General features: G+C 65.4%; 16 protein-coding genes. 4 read left to right on the plus strand and 12 right to left on the minus strand.

Features of this window, described 5'->3' with window-relative positions:
• Window positions 1-7 precede the first annotated feature (7 nt).
• From ACXZ1M_RS02660 to ACXZ1M_RS02670, 3 genes are read right to left on the minus strand one after another with little or no spacing between them, the layout of a single operon-like run.
• Window positions 8-1,273 carry a peptide MFS transporter gene (locus ACXZ1M_RS02660; protein ID WP_459051690.1) on the minus strand — a complete coding sequence of 422 codons (1,266 nt, stop codon included), beginning with the start codon at window positions 1,271-1,273 and terminating at the stop codon, window positions 8-10.
• Complete coding sequence (locus ACXZ1M_RS02665) at window positions 1,270-2,277, minus strand: dipeptide epimerase (RefSeq protein ID WP_459051691.1); 1,008 nt, start codon at window positions 2,275-2,277, stop codon at window positions 1,270-1,272. The genes ACXZ1M_RS02660 and ACXZ1M_RS02665 overlap by 4 nt, the downstream gene beginning before the upstream one ends.
• A complete protein-coding gene (locus ACXZ1M_RS02670) occupies window positions 2,277-4,310 on the minus strand; it encodes a serine hydrolase domain-containing protein (RefSeq protein ID WP_459051692.1) in 2,034 nt (677 codons plus the stop codon). The genes ACXZ1M_RS02665 and ACXZ1M_RS02670 overlap by 1 nt, the downstream gene beginning before the upstream one ends.
• Window positions 4,311-4,448: 138 nt before the next feature.
• Between ACXZ1M_RS02670 and ACXZ1M_RS02675 the strand changes: the two genes are divergently transcribed.
• Window positions 4,449-5,069, plus strand: coding sequence for a helix-turn-helix domain-containing protein (locus ACXZ1M_RS02675; RefSeq protein ID WP_373987746.1), 621 nt, complete (start codon window positions 4,449-4,451; stop codon window positions 5,067-5,069).
• 106 nt (window positions 5,070-5,175) lie between these two features.
• Window positions 5,176-6,360: an ABC transporter substrate-binding protein gene (locus ACXZ1M_RS02680; RefSeq protein WP_459051693.1), complete on the plus strand. Its 1,185-nt coding sequence runs from the start codon at window positions 5,176-5,178 to the stop codon at window positions 6,358-6,360.
• Here the strand turns inward: ACXZ1M_RS02680 and ACXZ1M_RS02685 are convergent.
• The 4 genes from ACXZ1M_RS02685 to ACXZ1M_RS02700 form a co-directional block, all read right to left on the minus strand.
• On the minus strand, window positions 6,357-6,740 hold the full coding sequence (locus tag ACXZ1M_RS02685) for a cupin domain-containing protein (RefSeq protein ID WP_459051694.1): 384 nt from the start codon (window positions 6,738-6,740) through the stop codon (window positions 6,357-6,359). The genes ACXZ1M_RS02680 and ACXZ1M_RS02685 overlap by 4 nt on opposite strands.
• Before the next feature lie 497 nt (window positions 6,741-7,237).
• Window positions 7,238-8,218 (minus strand): alpha/beta fold hydrolase, encoded by a 981-nt coding sequence (locus ACXZ1M_RS02690; protein WP_459051695.1) that lies wholly within the window; start codon window positions 8,216-8,218, stop codon window positions 7,238-7,240.
• A 12-nt stretch (window positions 8,219-8,230) separates the two neighbouring features.
• Window positions 8,231-8,602, minus strand: coding sequence for a DsrE family protein (locus ACXZ1M_RS02695; protein ID WP_373987749.1), 372 nt, complete (start codon window positions 8,600-8,602; stop codon window positions 8,231-8,233).
• Between the two features lie 100 nt (window positions 8,603-8,702).
• Window positions 8,703-9,608 carry a LysR family transcriptional regulator gene (locus ACXZ1M_RS02700; RefSeq protein WP_459051696.1) on the minus strand — a complete coding sequence of 302 codons (906 nt, stop codon included), beginning with the start codon at window positions 9,606-9,608 and terminating at the stop codon, window positions 8,703-8,705.
• A gap of 104 nt (window positions 9,609-9,712) precedes the next feature.
• On the opposite strand from ACXZ1M_RS02700, the gene ACXZ1M_RS02705 reads away from it, so the two are divergent.
• Window positions 9,713-10,639, plus strand: a complete 927-nt coding sequence (locus ACXZ1M_RS02705; protein WP_459051697.1) for a pyridoxamine 5'-phosphate oxidase family protein — start codon at window positions 9,713-9,715, stop codon at window positions 10,637-10,639.
• Between the two features lie 7 nt (window positions 10,640-10,646).
• On the plus strand, window positions 10,647-11,594 hold the full coding sequence (locus ACXZ1M_RS02710; protein ID WP_459051698.1) for a PDR/VanB family oxidoreductase: 948 nt from the start codon (window positions 10,647-10,649) through the stop codon (window positions 11,592-11,594).
• A 9-nt stretch (window positions 11,595-11,603) separates the two neighbouring features.
• Here the strand turns inward: ACXZ1M_RS02710 and ACXZ1M_RS02715 are convergent, their stop codons facing one another.
• The 5 genes from ACXZ1M_RS02715 to ACXZ1M_RS02735 form a co-directional block, all read right to left on the minus strand.
• Window positions 11,604-12,059, minus strand: a complete 456-nt coding sequence (locus tag ACXZ1M_RS02715; protein WP_459051699.1) for an FKBP-type peptidyl-prolyl cis-trans isomerase — start codon at window positions 12,057-12,059, stop codon at window positions 11,604-11,606.
• A gap of 22 nt (window positions 12,060-12,081) precedes the next feature.
• Window positions 12,082-13,026 carry a diguanylate cyclase domain-containing protein gene (locus tag ACXZ1M_RS02720; protein WP_459051700.1) on the minus strand — a complete coding sequence of 315 codons (945 nt, stop codon included), beginning with the start codon at window positions 13,024-13,026 and terminating at the stop codon, window positions 12,082-12,084.
• Window positions 13,027-13,108: 82 nt separating this feature from the next.
• On the minus strand, window positions 13,109-13,453 hold the full coding sequence (locus tag ACXZ1M_RS02725; RefSeq protein ID WP_459051701.1) for a hypothetical protein: 345 nt from the start codon (window positions 13,451-13,453) through the stop codon (window positions 13,109-13,111).
• Between the two features lie 125 nt (window positions 13,454-13,578).
• Complete coding sequence (locus ACXZ1M_RS02730) at window positions 13,579-16,551, minus strand: sensor histidine kinase (protein WP_459051702.1); 2,973 nt, start codon at window positions 16,549-16,551, stop codon at window positions 13,579-13,581.
• Window positions 16,552-16,672: 121 nt separating this feature from the next.
• Entirely contained in the window at window positions 16,673-17,941 is a 1,269-nt protein-coding gene (locus ACXZ1M_RS02735; RefSeq protein WP_459051703.1) for a glycoside hydrolase family 5 protein, read from the minus strand.
• Window positions 17,942-17,956 lie beyond the last annotated feature (15 nt).

Consider the following 17,956-nt stretch of genomic DNA (forward strand, 5'->3'; position numbering starts at 1 on the left):
AGGTGTGTTAGTTGGATTGGTTTATTTTTTGTGTTGCAGGATGCAAAAGCCACATCAGCGCGGCGGCCACGGACGCCAGCCCGGCCAGCAGCGCGAAGAAGGACGCCGGCTCGAAGCGGCTCCACAGGCTGCCGACGAAACCGGCGCTCAGGCTGCCGGTGAAGATGATCAGGAACCAGGCGCCCACCGTGGTGGTGCCCAGCCGGGGCGGCGCCAGCCGCGCGAACAGACCAAGGCCGGTCGGCAGGATGAACAGCTCGCCGAAGGTGAAGATGACGAAGAACAGCGCCAGCCACATCCAGCCCGCCGGTTTGCCGCCGGCCTGCCAGGCCACCAGCGCCAGCAACAGGTAGGCGCCGCCGACGATCAGCGCGCCCAAGGCCATGCGGCGTGCGGGCGGCTGGTCGTGACCGGCATCGGCACGGCGCCGCCAGTAGGCCAGCAGCGGGGGCGTCATCAGCATCACGAACAGCGGGTTGAGCGACTGGAACCAGGTCATGGGGATCAGCCAGTTGCCGGCCTGGCGATCCAGACCGCTGTCCGCCCACAGGGCCACGGTGTTGCCGACCTGCTCGTAGGCGGAGCGGAACACCGTCACCGCGACGCCGATGGCGACCAGCGTCAGCACCGTGCGGCGGTCGAAGCCGCGCGGCGCGGCGGCTTCCGCTGCGGCGTGTGCGATGCGCTCCGGCTCCGGCGGCAGCCAGCGCTTGCCGCTCAGGTAGATCACCAGTCCGGCCAGCATGCCGATACCGGCCAGCCCGAAGCCGTAGTGCCAGCCATAGACTTCGCCGATGGTCCCGCACAGCAGCGGCGCCAGGAAGCCGCCGATGTTGATGCCGACGTAGTAGACGTTGTAGGCCCAGCCCCGGCGCGGATCGTCGCGGCGGTACAGGTCACCCACCTGGCTCGGCAAGGTCGGCAGGAACAAGCCGTTGCCCAGCGCGATGGTGAGCAGCGCCAGGTAGAACAGCGGCTCGAACGTCATCATGAAGTGCCCCGCCGCCATCACCGATGCGCCGATGATGATGGCGCGTCGCTTGCCCAGGAAGCGGTCCACCATCATGCCGCCGATGATGGGCGTGAAGTAGGCGCAGGCGGTGTAGGCGCCGTAGATGTAGGAGGCATGCGCCTGGCCCAGCATCAACTGCCGCGTCATGAAGTAGACCAGCAGCGCGCGCATGCCGTAGTAGGAGAACTGTTCCCACATATTGGTGAGGAACAGCACCGTCAGGCCACGCGGATGGCCGAACCACGTGGCCCCGGTCGTCATGCCGTCACCCGCGCGCCACCCCACACAGCCGCCGACGACCACACGTTGCCGTGCACGTAGTCGACGCCGGGCTGGCGGTCGTTGGCGAGGAAGGTCGGACCATCCAGATCGACGATGTCGCAGCTTTGTCCAAGCACAAAGCTCGGCGCCATCGCCAGGCTGGAACCGCCCATATTGCCGACCATGACGCGCAGGCCAAGCCGCCGGGCCTCGGCGGCCATCATCAGCCCTTCGGTCAGGCCGCCGCATTTATCCAGCTTGATGTTCACCACATCAAAGCGGCCCAGCGCCGACGGCACATCGTCCAATGTCAGGATGCTTTCGTCGCCGGCGATCGGAATCGCCGAACGATAACCCTGCAGATGCGCCTCCTGTCCACGCGCCAGCGGTTGCTCCAGCAGGGCCACCCGATAAGTCGACAGGCCGGCCACCAGCGCATCGAGATCGTCCGCGCCAAAGCCTTGGTTGCCGTCCACGCCCAGCCACACGTCCTGCCGGGCCGCGCGGATCGACGCCACCCGCGCCAGGTCGAGCTCAAGCTCGCCGGTCAGCTTGACCTTGATGGCGCGCGCCTGGGCGCATTCCCGCGCCGCCTGCGCCATGCGCAGCGGTTCGTCCGCGCCCAGCGTGAAGGTAGTGCGCAAGGCACGCGGCGCCGTCTGGCCGGCCAGCTGCCATACCGGCATGCCGTGGCGCGCGGCCTCCAGCTCCCACAGCGCGCAATCGACCGCGTTACGGGCGCCGCCGGGCGGCATCAGGCCGCGCAGCTCGTCGCGGCTGGGATCGGCCTCGATGGCGTCGCGTGCGCGTTCCAGTTCCGCCAGCATGTGCGGCGCGTCGTCGCCCAGGTAGTAGACGCCGCCGCCCTCGCCGCGTCCCTCGAAGCGGCCATCACTGAGCTTGACCACCACCACGCTGAAATTTTCGAACAGGTAGCCGGAGATACGGAACGGCTGCCGCAGTTGCAGCTGTTCCGAGGTCACGGTGAGAGTCAGGCGTGCCATCAGTAATTCACCGTGAAGGCCAGCAGGCCGAAACTGAATGCCACATACAGCAGCACGATGCTGGACAACAGCACCAGCACGCTCCACAGCTTGCGCAGGCGGCTGCGGCCATCACTCAAGACCAGTTGCAGATTGCGTGCGCTGAGCAGCACCGCGCCGACGAACACCACCAGCCCGACCGCCTGCAGCAGCCACAGATACGGATCGCTGAGCGAGGTGGCGTATTTCAGGCTGCTCAGCATGGCCGAGAACATGCCGACCCAACCCAGCAGCACGCCGATGCTCAGGCCTGCGGCGATCTGCGTGGCGCGGGCGGCAGTTCGGGCTTTCCCGGCCGGCAGCGGCGCCACGCCGTATTTGCGGCGGCAGAACCAGCCCACCGGTAGCGCCAGGAAGGTCAGCAGCAGCACCGGCAGCGCCACCATCAGGGCCGGCATCAGCCAGGCGCCGGACTGCGAGGCCGGCACACGGTCGAACACCATGAACGGCGACATGAAGTCCATGCTCCAGCGCACCGGCTTGCCGTCCACCACCTGCGCGGCGATGCGGTCATGGCCATTTCGGTCGCGCCAGATGAACGGTGCGATCTCCACCCACTCGCGCGGACGATGGTTGCGGCCCACCAGGTCGGGAATCAGCAGTTCGCCCTTCTCGTTGACGGTGACCTTGGTCTGGCCGATGAAGCCGAGGATGGAGAAGAAGCTCGACGCCGAGCGGCGGCTGTTCTGCCAGGTGCCGCTCATCAGCTGGGCGTGTTCGGCGGCGGTTTTGTCGTCGACCTTGCCGTCCGCTGCGCCTTCGTAGGCGAAGTAGCGGTCCGAGAAGTCGTGGAACAGCGCGGTGCGCAGCGTGCCGGCGGCGCCGCCCTTGCCGGCGCTGTTGAAGGACACGTAGAAGCCGACGCCCTCCTTCATGTAGAGGTGCAGCGAGGTGTGGAAGGCTTCGGTGTCGCCCAGGTGGCCAACCACGGAGCGGCCGTTGATATTGGTTTCAAAGTAGCCCAGCTCCATGCGGTTGAGCGGGCCGACCAGCGATTTCGGATTGACCTTGGCCAGCGGGCTGTCCAGCATGGTGGCGGCGGTGGCCTGCGACAGGATGCGTTGACCATCCAGCTCGCCGTACTGGAGGCTGGCCAGCATGAAGCGGCCCATGTCGGTGCCGGAGGCGGACAGCGAACCGGCCGGCGCCGGGCCGACGATCTCGAACGGCTCCGGTGGCTGGCCCACTTTGGCGTAGCCGCGCGACATATTCGGCTCCAGCGCGGCCGGCAGCGGCTGGCGGAAGCTGGCCGTGCGCATGTCCAGCGGCTTGAAGATTTTCTGCTCGACGTAATCGTCGAACGACAGGCCCGATACGCGTTCGACCACATAGCCGGCCAGCGCGGTGGCGTAGTTGGAATAGGCCGGCGTGGTGCCGGCGGCGTAGATGCGGTGCGGCACCCAGGCTTTCAGCAGGTCACCCAGCTTGGGCGTCTTGGCCGGGAAGTAGTCGATGATTTCCTTGGCCGCTTCCTCGAAACCGGCCGTGTGGGTCATGACCTGGCGCAGCGTGACGGGCGCGCCGTCCAGTGCGGGGATCTTGAAGTCGAGGTAGGTGTTGATGTCGGCGTCCAGGTCCAGCTTGCCCTGCTCCACCATTTGCATCACGGCGGTCCAGGTCACCAGCTTGGAGACCGAGCCGGGACGGAACAGCGTGCGCTCGGGATCGACCGGCTTGCGCTTTTCCGCGTCGGCGTAGCCGAAGCCGCGCGAGGTGAGGATCTGGCCGTCCTTGACCACCACCACCACGGCGCCCGGGATGTCGCCGGTGTTCAGGGCGTAAGGCATGTAGCCGTCCAGCCAGCTGTCGACATCTTCCTTGGTGAGGCCCTGCTTGCCGCGCGGGGCCGGCACCATCGCCGCGCCGCCCGGAGCCGCGCTTGGTGCCGCCGATGGTCCCGGCACCACCGCTGCCGGCTTCACCGTCTGTTGCCCCAGCGCGCCACCCGCTGCCAGATACAACGCCCCTACTAATATTGCCCGTCGGAAAACCATGGACCTCTCCCTCTCGATTGTGTATTTGCTATGGACTAAATCACGCTATAGAATGCACTTTGCTGAAACGGTTAAAAATTCTCTAATCAGGACACTTTGATCCTGATAGGAAAATTTGTCAATATTTGGAAATTGAATATGTCTCTTAATTCGCCTACCTTGGGCGCGCTCATGCGCGGCCTGCGCAGCCGGAAGGGCTGGACGCTGAAACAAATGAGTGCGGAAAGTGGCATCCCGGTCTCGACTTTGTCGAAGGTCGAACATGATCGCCTGACCCTGACCTACGAAAAGCTGTACCAACTGGCACAGCGGCTGGGGTTAAGGATGTCTGAGCTGTTTGCGGAGGAAAGCGAGGACGCGGTGACGCCGACCGCGCGCCGCAGCCTGGGCGACCTGTCGCACGCGGTGCGGGTGGAAACGCCGAACTACGACTACCACTACCTGTGCGCCGAATTGCGCCGCAAGCGCATGATCCCGGTGATCGCCAAGGTGCGCGCCAAGACCGCCAAGCAGTTCGGCAACTTGGCGCATCACTCGGGGGAAGAGTTTTCGTATGTGCTGAAGGGCAGCGTGGTGGTCACCACCGAGTTCTATGATCCGGTGGTGCTGCACGAGGGGCAGTCGATCTACTTCGATTCCAGCATGGGCCACGCCTACCTCACCGCCGAAGGCTGCGACGAGGCGCTGGTGCTGACCGTGATGTCGAGCGCCGACGAGGAGCAGATGGATACCCTGATCCACAAGCACGCCGAGAATTAAAAATTCGAATAAACGTTATGCGGTAAATTGTATTTTCAAATAATTTGCCTTGCGTGATGATGGTTGGACAGCAGTTACAACAACAACCATCATCACGGAGACAACCATGCGCAAGTTCCAACGGGCGGCCGCAGGCGCCCTGCTATCCACCTTCTTCATCACCGTGCAGGCGGCCGATGCGCCGCCGGTGCGCATCGGCGTCATCACGTCGCTGAGCGGCGTGGCCGCGCAGAGCGGCGAACAAATGAAGGCCGGCATCGACACCTGGCTGCGCATGCACGGCGACAGCGCCGGCGGCCGCAAGCTGCAAGTGATTTACAAGGACGACACCGGCGCGCAGCCGGAGGTGGCCAAGCGCCTGGCGGGAGAGCTGATCGGCCGCGAGCAGGTCGACGTGCTGGCCGGCTTTGTCTTCACGCCCAACGCGGTGGCGGCGGCCGGCGTGGCCGATCGCGCTAAAAAACCGTTGGTGATCATGAACGCCGCCGCTTCGGCCATCACGGCGCGCTCGCCGTATGTCACGCGGACTTCGTACACCATCGCCCAATCGGTGCAGCCGCTGGCCGAGTGGGCTTACAAGACCGGCTCGCGCCGCGTGTTTTCCATCGTGGCGGACTACGCGCCGGGGCAGGAAGCGCACACCTGGTTCAGCAGCAGCTTCACCGCCAAGGGCGGCGTCATTGTCGATAGCGTGAAGGTGCCCTTGTCCACCGTCGATTTCAGCGCCTACCTGCAGCGCATCAAGGACGCCAGGCCGGACGCCATCCACGTGTTCCTGCCCAACGGCCAGCCGATGGTGTCGTTCATGAAGGGCTACAAGGAGAAGGGATTGGACAAGGCCGGCATCCGCTTCCTTGGCGGCGAGGGCTGGGCCGACGAGGATGTGCTGAATGCGGCCGGTGCTTCGATGCAGGGCATCTATACCGCCGGCTTCTATGCCTTCTCGCGGCCCGGCGCGGACAATGCGGCCTTCACGGCGGCGTTTGCGAAAACCGTCGGCCAACGCTTCAAGCCCAACTTCCAGGCGGTGGCCGCGTATGACGGCATGGCGCTGATCGCCGCAGCCCTGCAACGGACCAAGGGCGACGCCGGTGGCGAGGCGTTCATGGCGGCGTTGAAAGGCTACCGCGCCGACAGTCCTCGCGGCACAGTCAGCATCGACGACAAGACCAGGGATATCGTGCAGACCATTTACATCCGCCGTATCGACAAGCAGGCCGACGGCCAGTACGCCGCCATCGAGATCGACCGCCACGACGCGGTGCGCGATCCGGCCAAGCCGCTCGACTAAGCCGCTGCTGCCGCTGCGGCGGCGCGGTCGACGATGACGTAGTGTTTCCTGACCGGTTCCACCACCTCGAACACGCCCTTGAAGCCGGCGGGAATCACCATCGCATCGCCGGGGCCGGCTTCGGCGGCGTGGCCGTCTTCATCGATCACGCGGCAGCGGCCTTCGAGCACGTAGAAATATTCATCCTTGTTGGGGCCGAAGGCGATACGCCAACTACCGCGCTCGCACGCCCACACGCCGGCGCTGACCTCGCCGCTGGCGTTGGTGAAATGATTCCACGTCGTGCGCTGGGGATTCCCCACCAACCGCCGCTCCTCGCGCGGATGGTCATATTCTGGAGCGGGTGATGAACTGCGGAATTCGGTAATGGCAGATTTCATTTTGATGGATGGGGTCTGAATGGCTCAATTGTACTATCCCGCCACCGTCGTTCCATGTGGATCTGAAAGCACATCTTTCACAGCTACTTGCCACTCCCCCCCCACATGGCTGGGTCCGCCGGCCGGCTGTCCTGAAAAATTTGCACGTTCATACTTCCGAGAAGCGCTCCTATATCTGCGGCCTGCGTCTCCTCGTAATATCTTTCGAGGAATCTGAACACCGCCTTATAGGCCTGCTCTTCACTAATCATACCCATGATCGCCTCCATTAACGTGTCCATCCTCTTTTTGACGGCGAAGACAATCCGGTTAGCGGATTGTATGGGCGGGGAGGATGATTGATTCCACCATTAATTATAGTGTAGCCTCGAACTTGCACCCAAACCTGATTGCTGAAAGCATCCACGCGTGCATGCCAGGTATTTCTATGCCGGAGAGCCTGTGGTTAAACCATGAGGGGCAACAAAAAAGGGCAGCCTTGGCTGCCCTTTGGTTGCTTACTTGAGTGTGCGGCCAAGGAAGGTGCGCATCAGTGAGCCGATCTTGGCGCTCTCTTCTTCCAGCGCGAAGTGGCCGGTGTCGAGTATGTGCAGTTCCGCCTTTGGCAGGTCGCGCAGGTAAGGATGGGCGCCGGCCGGTGGGAAGATCTTGTCGCCCTTGCCCCAGACAATCAGCATCGGCGGCTGGTGCTTGCGGAAGTAGGCCTGCCATTCCGGATAGTGCGGCGGATTGGTGCCGTAGCTGTGGAACATCTCGATCTGGATGTCCTTGTTGCCGGGACGGTCCAGATAGGCCTGGTCGACGGTCCAGGCATCCGGGCTGATGCGCGACACATCATGCGCGCCTTCGGTGTACTGCCACTTGGTGCCGGACAGCTCCAGCAAAGGACGCAGCTTGGAACCGTTGGCTTCCGTTTTCTCGCCCCAGTAGACCTTGACCGGCGCCCAGAATTCATTGGCCAGGCCTTCATCGTAGGCATTGCCGTTCTGGACCACGATGGCGGTCACGCGCTCCGGATGGGCGGCGGCCAGACGGTAGCCGATCGGCGCGCCGTAATCCTGCACGTACAGCGCGTATTTCGATGCGCCCACCGCCACGGTGAACTTGTCGATCACCTTGGCCAGGTTGTCGAAGCTGTAGGTGAACTTGTCCATCGGTGGCATGTCGCTCTGGCCGTAACCTGGATAGTCGGGCGCGATCACGTGGTAGCGGTCGGCCAGCAGAGGAATCAGGTTGCGGAACATCTGCGACGAAGTCGGGAAGCCGTGCAGCAGCAACAGCGTCGGCGCATTCTTCGGACCGGCCTCGCGGTAGAAGACATTGACGCCGTCGATGTTCACGGTGCGATAGCTGACGGCGGCGGTGTTGGCGACATTGGGCGCGGCGGCCGGCGCGGCCATTGCCGGCAAGGAGAACGACAGCGACACACTGACCGCCAGCGCGGCCACGGAATGCATCAGGATGGTGGAAGTTTTCATGATGGCGCTCGCTTAGAAGTTGAACACGGTGTAACCGTCGGCGGCGATCTGGGCGATGCTCGGCAGACCCGAGGTGCCCGGCACGCTGTTGTCGGTGATCAGGTCGAAGCCCGATTTCTCGGCTTCTTCACGTGCACCGAACACGTCGGCGCAACCGCAGGAGATGCCGACCACCGACACTTCGACCGCTTTGTACAGCGCGTGCACCGGATGCGCGGTGTCGGCCAATACGCCAGGCCAGCGGGTGCCCGTGCCCTGGAAGTAGATGCCGACTTCCGTGCCCTTCTGCTGAAAGTCATAGGCTGCGGCCAATGCGTTGAATACACGGCCAAGGGCTTCTTCGCCGGCTTTTGGATCGGACAGAATAATGATGGCTGCTTTCATGCTCGTTCTCCTTCAGGTTGGATGGTGAGTCCATTCTAGGCATTGAGGAGAACGAGCGAAATAATGCACAGATCAATTCATTGTTTCGCTTAGAGAAACGCTAACCCGCATTCAAATGCGCGTGCGAACGCAGGTAGTCGACCAGCATGTCGATGAACTTGCGCACCTTGGCGGAGCCGAACTTGCTCTCCCGGTGCAGCACGTGCACCGGCAGCGGCGCCTCTTCGTAATCGGCCAGGATGATGCTCAGGCGGCCGTCGCGCAGCTGTTCCGCAACCTGATACGATAGCAGGCGGCAGACGCCTAGGCCGCCGACGGCCGCATCGATGGCGGCGTCGTTGCTGGTGACCGTCAGGCGCGGCTTCATGCGCACCATGGTCGGATCGTCAAGCGCACCGAACTTCCACTCGACACGCGGCGAGATACCGCTGGCGGCAATAATCGTGTGGCGCAGCAGGTCGGCCGGATGCTGCGGCACGCCGTGCTTCGCCAGGTATTCCGGCGAGGCGCACAGTACGCGCCGCACCTGCCCCACCCGCAGCGCCTTCAGGTTGGAGTCCGGCAGGTGACCGATGCGCACCGCCACGTCCATGCCCTCCTCCACCAGGTTCACCACGCGGTCGAGGAAGTACGCCGACACCTCGACTTCCGGGTAATCCTTCAGGAAGCGCACGATGCAGGGCATGATGTAGGAGCGGCCGAACAGCACCGATGCCGTGACCGACAGGTTGCCCTTGGGCGCCGAGTTGATGCCGGCCGCCGCCTCGTTGGCCTCGGCGATGCTGGCCAGGATGGCGCGGCTGTCGTCCATGTAGCGGCGCCCGGCTTCGGTCAGACGCACGTTGCGGGTGGTGCGCAACAGCAGCTTGACGCCCAGATGCTCCTCCAGCCCCGAGATGGCGCGCGTCACCGCCGCCGGTGACAGGTCCAGGCGGCGCGCGGCGGCGGCGAAACTCTCTTCCTCGCCGACGCAAATGAACACCGTCATCAGGTGGACTTGATCCATTCATTACTCCTGGCGAAATACTGACTTACGTTTGGCGGGTATTCTTGTTTGGTCCATTATTTCGCAAAATACCGATACCAGCAATTAACTTCGGGAGAACCGCGATGGACAATCAGGAAGGATTCCACGCCGGCGAGCGTGCCATGCAGCACTCGGCCGGCGAAACGGCCATCGCAGACCGCAATATCTCGGTACTCAGCGACACCGTGCTGGCCGGCGCCCGTCCCTTCATTGCCAAGCAGTTCATGGGCGTGCTGGCGAGCATCGACGCTGGCGGGCGGGTGTGGTCGTCGCTGTTGTTCGGCAAACCCGGCTTCCTGCACACAGACAGCGGGCGCTCCATTCTGGTCGACGTGCCCGAGAAGGACCGCGACCTGTCCGATCCGCTGTGGACCAACATCGAGCAAAATCCCGACATCGGCATGCTGTTCATCGAACTGGGCTCGCGCCGGCGCTACCGCGTCAACGGCACGCTGGCGAATATCAACCCTCAGGGCATCGAGGTTGCGATCCGCGAAGCCTATCCCAACTGTCCCAAGTACATCCAGCGCCGCCACCTGCGCCAGCAAGGCGAGGCGCGCTTGCCGGTGCAGAGCGCACAGGGCACGGTGCTGCGCGGCATGGTCGAGGACATCGTGCGCCAGGCCGACACCGTATTCGTCGCCAGCCGCCATGTCGACATGGGCGCCGACGCCTCGCACCGGGGCGGCACGGCCGGCTTCGTGCAGCAGCTGAACGAGACCACGCTGCGCATTCCGGACTTCCACGGCAACAGCCTGTTCAACACGCTGGGCAACTGGCATGTGGACCCGCGCGGCGGCCTGGCCATTCCGGATTTCCCCAACAACCAGCTGCTGCAGCTGACCGGCACCGTCTCCATCCACTGGCACCAGGACGATGCCGCCAACCAGACCGGCGGCACCAGGCGCTTCTGGGAATTCAAGGTGGAGCGCTGGATCTTGCGCGACATTCCGCAGGCACTGGAATGGGAATACCTGGACGCTTCGCCCTTCAACCCGCCGATTCCGTGAGGCCGTGATGGACTACCTGATCTCCGACATCATCGAACGCGGAAGCGGCGTCAAGGAATTCCAGCTGCGCAGGCAGGACGGCGGCGCGCTGGCGCCATGGCGGCCGGGTTCGCACATCGTGCTGCGCTTCCGCGCCGCCAACGGTTGCCGCTACGAGCGCCACTACTCGCTGGTGGGCGTGCCCGGCGCGGCCGAGGTTTATCGCATCGCCGTACAGCGCGAGGCCGACGGCAAAGGCGGCTCGCGCAGCCTGCACGACGAGCTGCGCCCCGGCATGCAGATCGAAGTCGACGGCCCGCACGACGGCTTTCCGCTCGACACCAGCGGCGCCGGACGCGTGCTGCTGGTGGCCGGCGGCATCGGCATCACGCCGCTGATTTCCATGGCGCACGCGCTGGCTTTGCAGGGCAAGCCCTACACCCTGCACTACCTGGCGCGCAACGCCGAACGCCTGCAACTGCTGGAGGAGCTGGGCGCCGCCACCTCGGGAACGCTGCTGCCGCACCTGTCGGCGCTGCACGGAAAAGCCGACCTGGCGGCTCTGCTGGGGCCCTATCAGATGGGCGATACGCTGTACGCCTGCGGCCCGACGCCGCTGCTGCAGGCGCTGGTCGAGGCCGGCCAGCGGCAAGGCTGGCCGGCCTCCGCGCTGCGCTTCGAAAGCTTCGGCGCGCGGGCACAGGCCGGCGATGTGGCGCTGACGGTGGAGTTGTCGCTGTCGGAAATGACGGTGGACGTGGCGCCCGGCACCTCGATCCTCGATGCGCTGATCGCGGCCGACGTGTTCGTCTCGTACGAGTGCAAGCGCGGCGAATGCGGCAATTGCTATACGGAGGTGCTGGAAGGCCAGCCCCTGCACCGCGACCTGTGCCTGACGCCGGCCATGCGCGCAGGCGGCATGTGCACCTGCGTGTCGTGGGCGGGCCCGCCGGGCCGGCTGGTGCTGGCCTTGTGAGCTGAAGGATTACTTCACGTCGAGCAGTTCGACGTCGAAGATCAGGGTGGAGTTTGGCGGAATCGGACCGGCGCCGCGTTCGCCGTAGCCCATGTGGGCGGGCACGATCAGGGTGCGCTTGCCGCCGATCTTCATGCCTTGCACGCCTTCGTCCCAACCTGGAATCACCTGCCCGGCGCCGAGCTGGAAGCTGAACGGCTCGCGGCCCACCGACGAATCGAACTGCGCGCCATGCTGCTGCGGCGCGTTCGGTTCGTACAGCCAGCCGGTGTAATTGACCACGGCCTGGGTACCTGCCACGGCTTCCTTGCCGGTGCCAACCTGGCTGTCGATTTTTTGCAGCGGCGCTGCGTCGGTGGCGGAGGCCGATGCCGATTCAGTCGTCGGGGTTTTGGCGCGGTCGCAGCCGGCCAGGGTCACACTCAGGGTCAGGCCGATCACGCAGGTGGTAAGCAGATGTTTCATGTAGTCTTTCAATAAAAATGGTTCAAGCTTCAGTTTCGCATACGCGGTCGCGTCCGGCCGACTTGGCCTGATACAGGCGGCGGTCGACGCGGTCGAGGAAGACATGGGCGTCGTCGTGGGCACCGGGCACGATGGTGCCGATGCCGATGCTCACCGTGACCGTGCGGCCGACGCCGGAACGGGCATGCGGCAGTTCCTTCTGCGCCAGCAGCTTGCGGCAACGCTCGGCCACGTTGCGGGCGGCGTCCTCGTCCGTGGCCGGCAGCAGCAGTATAAATTCCTCGCCGCCGAAACGGGCGCACAGATCGCGCGCGCGGGAAGCGCCGGTATCGAGCGCCTGGGCCACGCGACGCAAGCACTCGTCGCCCTGCACGTGGCCGTAATGGTCGTTGTATTGTTTGAAGTAGTCGATGTCGATCACCACCAGCGACAGCGGCTCGCCCGTCACGCGGGCCTTGGCCCACTCGACCGGGTACAGGGTATCGAACATGCGGCGGTTGGCCACGCCGGTCAGGCTGTCGCGGTAGGACAGCACTTCCAGCTCGCGTTGCAGCTGCAGGATCTTGTCCTCGGCCTGCTTGCGGGCGGTGATGTCGAACATGAAGCCGACCAGCGCCTCGACGCTGCCGTCCTCGCGGCGCACCACGTGCACCACGTCGCGGATCCAGACGTAATCGCCGTCGGCGGTCAGGGCGCGGTAGTCGGCCTCGTGGTCGACGCCCTGCTGCGACTGCGCCACGCAGAAGTCCACCGTCTTCTGGCGGTCTTCCTCGTGGATGCGTTCGGCCCAATCGTTGACGGACAGCCAGCTGGCTTGTTTCCAGCCGAGCAGTTCCTCGATTTGCGGGCCGATGTAGGTAAATTGCATGCTGGCCCAGTCGATGCGCCAAGGAATGGCGCGGGTCGATTCAAGCAAGGTGCGATAAACGCCGGAGTCCTCGGCGGTGTTGCTAGGCAGGGAAGTCATCTATCTTGAAAGTCAGCTGGAACGGCGTTATTGTGCACTAGAAACGCCAGTTGTGCGACCTTCCCCGGCTTGCGCCGGCAAACTACGCGGCCAACTCGCGCAGCGGCGTCTCGGCCCGTGGCCGGGCGCGCCGTTCGGGCATCGGGAAAGTCGGCACCTCGCCCATGGCCGAACAGGCGGCGATCAGCTTGAGCGCCGCCAAGGGCTCGGCAAAGTCGACTTCCGCCGCGGACGTCAGCGTCCTGGGCGAGGTCGGCAAGATCGTCGAGAACTTGTCTTCAAAGCACAGCTCACGCACGGCGCGGATCTGCAGCTCCAGCATGATGGATTCCGGGCTATGGCTGCGCGCCACCACGGCGCCGCCGACGCTAAGCAGCATCTCGACGCCGCCCTCGCCCCGGGAAAACGAAACATTTGCTGAGTTCATCCGCGTTACTCCCCACATCGCATAAAAAAAACTGCCTCGTACGGAGGCAGGAAAGATTTGATTCGAGAGTTGATTCAATCTACGCATACTATATCGACGCTACATGACGCTGGTGTGACAGCCGATCAAGCGTAAGCCAAGCCGGCGCGCAGGGTGACCACCACCACGGTGCCGGCGCCCGGCGCGCTGTGGATTTCCAGCTTGGCGCCGATGCGCGCGGCGCGCTCGCGCATGCCGGTCAGGCCCCAGTGCCGCTCTCGCTGGCCGGCCCTGAGCACGGCGTCGTCCATGCCGCTGCCGTGGTCCTGCACCGCCAGCGTCAGCGCGCCGGCGCCGTAGCCCAGGCGCCCCACCACGTCGGCGCTGCCGGAGTGCCGCAAGGCGTTGGCGATAGCTTCCCTGGCGATGGCCAGCAATTCATCCTGGACCTCGGGCCGCAGCGTGCGCCGCGCGCCCTGCTCGTGCAACGTGAACGTGACGCCATGCTGCGCGGACGCCGCCACCCCGGCCGCGTCCAGCGCCTGCGCCAAGTCGCCCCGACAGCCTTGATTGCCGCGCAGGTCCATCAATTGTTCGCGCCCCTCCTCGACCACGACGTCGGCCGCATGCAGGGCGGCGTCGATTTGCCGCTGCACCTTGTCCTCGCGCGGCAGCACCGACTTGATGCTGTGGAAGTGCAGGATCAGCGCCTGCACGCTTTGCAGGAAGGTGTCGTGCAAAGTGCGGGCGATGCGCGCGCGTTCGTCCATGCGGCCGCGCATACGCTCGACCACGCGCGCCGTCACCTGCGCCATGCGCCACAGGTACAGCAGGTACAGAGCGCCGGCCAGCAGGCCCGCGCAGGCCAGCTTGAACCAGTCGGTCTGGTAAAACGCCGGCGCCACATGGAAGCTGACGCTGGCCGGCGCCGCGCTCCACACGCCGTCCTCGTTGGCCGCCATCACCTCGAAGCGGTAATCGCCGGGACCGAGGTTGGTGTAGAAGGCCTGGCGCAAGGCGCCGGCGTCGCGCCACTCGTGGTCCTGGCCGATGAGCCGCACGCGGAAGCGCGCGCGTTCGGGGATCGACAGCACGGCGGCGGTGAAATCGATGCGCACATTGTGGGTATGCTTGGGCAATTCGATGCCGCTGGCCGCGCGGTAGCGCTGCTGGTCGGTGTTGAGCCAGGTGATCAGCGGCGTCGGCGCCACCGGATTGCGCACGATGCGGCGCGGATCGATCACGCCGACGCTGCTGGAGGTGGCGTACCACAAGCGGCCGTCGCCGGCCTCGGCCAGGGTGTTGAGCGGACGCAGCTGCTGCGCCGCGCCAGCGTAGCCGTCAAGGAAATCGAAACGCTCGGCGACGACCCGGTCGGCGCCGCCGTTCAGCACGCCGGCCAGCTCGGCCGCGCCGATCCGGATCAGGCCGTCCACGCCTTGCAGCCACAGCTCGCCCTGCGCCGTGTGGACGATGCCGGCGATGCCGGCCAGCGGCCGGCCGGCGCTGTCGTTGAGCATGACGAAGCGGCCCTGATGATAGCGCGCCAGGCCCTGGTCGCCACCGATCCACAGCGTGCCGCGCCGGCTGAACATGGTCAGCACATTGCCGACCGCGAGGCCGTCGGCCGCGTTGAATTGGCGGATTTTCCCCTGCTGCAGCATGGCCATCGCATTGCCGGTGTAGCCGAACCACAATCGCCCTTCGGCGTCGGCGTGCAGCGACAGCGCGGTGCGCGGCGCCAACTCGGCATGCCCGCCGCCGGCCTGCCACACGCCGTCCACGAAGGTGTGCACGCCGCGCCGCGCCAGCGAGACCCACAGCCGGCCATCGTCCGCCACCGCCATCGCCTGCGCCGGTTGCGCCTGCAGCGACGGCGGCAGCATCCAGGTCTTCACCTGGCCGTTGCGCCGGCTCCACAACCAGTGCGGGTCGCCAAACCAGAGCGTGCCGTCGGGGCCGAGCGTGCCGGCCGTGGCCGACAGCATATCGCTGGGGATGCGGCTGCCGTCGGTGGCGATGGCGAAGGTCGGCGGCGAGACCGGGTCGCGCGAGGAATGGCTGCTGATCCAGATCTCGCCGCCGGGACCGGCCGTGATGCTGAAGTCGGTGTTCCCGGCGGGCATATCCTGCACCGACAGCCGGGTTTCCCGTATGCGGTCGACCCCGTTTTCGCTCATGAACCAGAGGTTGCCTTCGCGGTCGTCGAAAGGCGCCCTGAAAACGCGCACGGCGCTGAACTCGTACGGCGCCGGCAGTTCCTTCTTCAGCCGCCAGTCCGGCGTGTAGAGCCGCATGCCATCGCCGGGGCCGACCCACCAGGCGCCGCGCCGGTCCTGATGAACGCTGTAGGGCGTCACGTCCTTATCGGGCAGATTCAGCAGCGACAAAGTTTCCGTGACCGGATCGAACAACCGGGGAGTCTCGCCGAATTTGAAGATGATGACCCGGCCGTCGGCCGTCACCTGGCTGCGCTGCATGCTGCCGAAATCGCCGACGCGGCGGAAGCGATGCGTGCCCGGCACGTTGCGGTACAGGCCGGCCTTGTGCGTGACCAGCAGGCCGCCATCGGGCAGCACGTTGAGCGTGGGCTGGTCGCCGGCCGGCAACCCATCGGCAGGCAACACCTGCCGCCAGCGCGCGCCGTCCAGCCGGTAGATGCCGGCGGAGCTGGAGAACCACCGCGTGCCGTCGGCGGTTTTCCCCATTTGTAGGATGGCGCTCGGCGGCACGCCCTCGGCCTCGCCGTAGTGGCGCACCGCGCCGTGCTCGAAGACGCTGATGCCGCCGTGTTCGTAACCGACCCAGAGCGCATCGCCGAACAGGGCCAGCGCGTGGACATTGGGCGACTTCAGCGGATGGCCGCCGAGGTCGTCGACGCGCTCGAAGCGCACGCCATCGAAACGGAACAAGCCGTTGGAGGCGCCAAACCACAGCATGCCGGTGCGGTCCTGCACCACGGCGCTGGGATCGGACGGTGCGCCGTCGCGCTTGGTCCAGGCCGTGTGCGACAAGCTCGATTGCCAGAACGGCAGCGGCGCGGCGGCTGCGGCCGATGCGCAGCACCAGGCGGTGGCCAATGCGCCCATCGTCAGGGTCAGGCGCAAACGCGCCCGCAATGCCAGCGCTCTGTTTCGACGGAAAACCATGCAGGCCAAGGAGATAACTAAAAGACAATAGCTTACAGCAAGGCACTCGGTTCCGGCAAGCAAGTGCTCGATGGCAATAGCGCTGTGCCCGTCAACGCTGCGCCGCGCAAAAGATTGCGTCGTTGATGTCCTGGTGGGGCCAGGTGTTGTTCGCGCGATCCAGCAGCGCCATCACGTCCGTCGAGGTCGCCGAGCGCGTGTTGTTGCCGTTGTCCCACCACACGGTCGGGATGCCGTACTTGGTCGCGCCCTGGACGAAAGCCAGGGCGTGCTTGACGCGCTCGGCCGCGTTGCCCTTGTCCGTCGACGCCCATTCGCCGATCACCACCGGAATGCCCTTCGCCACGTATTTCGTGTTCAGGCGGTCGAAGAGCTGGTCGAATTCGGCCTGGCCGGCGAAGATGCTGGTGCCTTTCTGGTCGCCGGCGAAGCTCCACGGACGGTAGGCGTGGCTGGACAGCGCGATCATCGGATCGGACGGCAGCACCAGCAGGTTCAGTTGGGCATCGTCCGGCGCCGCCGCGTACGATGGGATCATCACCAGCCGGCGTGCGTTGTTGCCGCCGGTGGCGCGGATCGCGGCCAATGCGGTGGCATTCAGTCGGTTCAGCACGTCGTAGTACTCGGCCTTGCCGGTCCAGTCGTCGACGCCGCCGGGCGCCACGCGCGGCTCGTTCATCACCTCGAACGTGACGTGCTGGTCGTACTTGTTGAATCGGTTCCCGATCTGCGTCCACAGCTTGGCCAGCGTGTCCTTGGCGCCGGCCTCGTTGGCGAGCGTCGGCGCTTGCCAGCCGTTGTTGTGGTGGATGTTGACGATCACCGCCATGCCGTTGTCGAGCGCGTACTTCGCCACTTCCTCGACCCGGTTCATCCAGGCCGGATCGATGGTGCGCGCGGCGCCGCTCATGTGGTCGTCCCAGCTGACCGGCAGGCGCAACGTGGTGAAGCCGGCCTTGCGCACGGTGTCGATCATGGCCTTGGTGGTCTTCGGGTTGCCCCAGAAGGTTTCGTCGGCGAGCGGGTTGGCCGTGTTGCCGGCAGCGTCCAGCGTATTGCCGAGATTCCAGCCCTGGCCCATGTCCTTGACGATGTCGGCGGCCGTGCGTGCGCGGCAGGCTTTGCCGTTTTCAAGGGCGTTGCCGCTGGCGTCGGGCGCGGTCGACAGGTTGGCGCAGAAGGTGGTGCCCCCCGGCGGCGTCGCCACCGGGGGCTTGTAGGCGGCGCAGGTGGCGGTCGATGCCGTGGCGGTGGCGGTGGCGCCGCTGCCGCTCACGGGAAGCGGCGATGCGTTCGATCCGCCGCCGCAGGCGGCAAGCACGAACAGCGCGATGACGGCGCCGATAGAGTCTTTAATCATTGGTGTCTCCAGATG

Source organism: Duganella paludis, assembly GCF_054461335.1.

Excerpts from the sequence above, each read along its gene's own strand:
- ACXZ1M_RS02660 (WP_459051690.1), bottom strand. The coding sequence starts at position 1,273 with ATGACGACCGGGGCCACGTGGTTCGGCCATCCGCGTGGCCTGACGGTG.
- ACXZ1M_RS02665 (WP_459051691.1), bottom strand. The coding sequence starts at position 2,277 with ATGGCACGCCTGACTCTCACCGTGACCTCGGAACAGCTGCAACTGCGG.
- ACXZ1M_RS02670 (WP_459051692.1), bottom strand. The coding sequence starts at position 4,310 with ATGGTTTTCCGACGGGCAATATTAGTAGGGGCGTTGTATCTGGCAGCG.
- ACXZ1M_RS02675 (WP_373987746.1), top strand. The coding sequence starts at position 4,449 with ATGTCTCTTAATTCGCCTACCTTGGGCGCGCTCATGCGCGGCCTGCGC.
- ACXZ1M_RS02680 (WP_459051693.1), top strand. The coding sequence starts at position 5,176 with ATGCGCAAGTTCCAACGGGCGGCCGCAGGCGCCCTGCTATCCACCTTC.
- ACXZ1M_RS02685 (WP_459051694.1), bottom strand. The coding sequence starts at position 6,740 with ATGAAATCTGCCATTACCGAATTCCGCAGTTCATCACCCGCTCCAGAA.
- ACXZ1M_RS02690 (WP_459051695.1), bottom strand. The coding sequence starts at position 8,218 with ATGAAAACTTCCACCATCCTGATGCATTCCGTGGCCGCGCTGGCGGTC.
- ACXZ1M_RS02695 (WP_373987749.1), bottom strand. The coding sequence starts at position 8,602 with ATGAAAGCAGCCATCATTATTCTGTCCGATCCAAAAGCCGGCGAAGAA.
- ACXZ1M_RS02700 (WP_459051696.1), bottom strand. The coding sequence starts at position 9,608 with ATGGATCAAGTCCACCTGATGACGGTGTTCATTTGCGTCGGCGAGGAA.
- ACXZ1M_RS02705 (WP_459051697.1), top strand. The coding sequence starts at position 9,713 with ATGGACAATCAGGAAGGATTCCACGCCGGCGAGCGTGCCATGCAGCAC.
- ACXZ1M_RS02710 (WP_459051698.1), top strand. The coding sequence starts at position 10,647 with ATGGACTACCTGATCTCCGACATCATCGAACGCGGAAGCGGCGTCAAG.
- ACXZ1M_RS02715 (WP_459051699.1), bottom strand. The coding sequence starts at position 12,059 with ATGAAACATCTGCTTACCACCTGCGTGATCGGCCTGACCCTGAGTGTG.
- ACXZ1M_RS02720 (WP_459051700.1), bottom strand. The coding sequence starts at position 13,026 with ATGACTTCCCTGCCTAGCAACACCGCCGAGGACTCCGGCGTTTATCGC.
- ACXZ1M_RS02725 (WP_459051701.1), bottom strand. The coding sequence starts at position 13,453 with ATGAACTCAGCAAATGTTTCGTTTTCCCGGGGCGAGGGCGGCGTCGAG.
- ACXZ1M_RS02735 (WP_459051703.1), bottom strand. The coding sequence starts at position 17,941 with ATGATTAAAGACTCTATCGGCGCCGTCATCGCGCTGTTCGTGCTTGCC.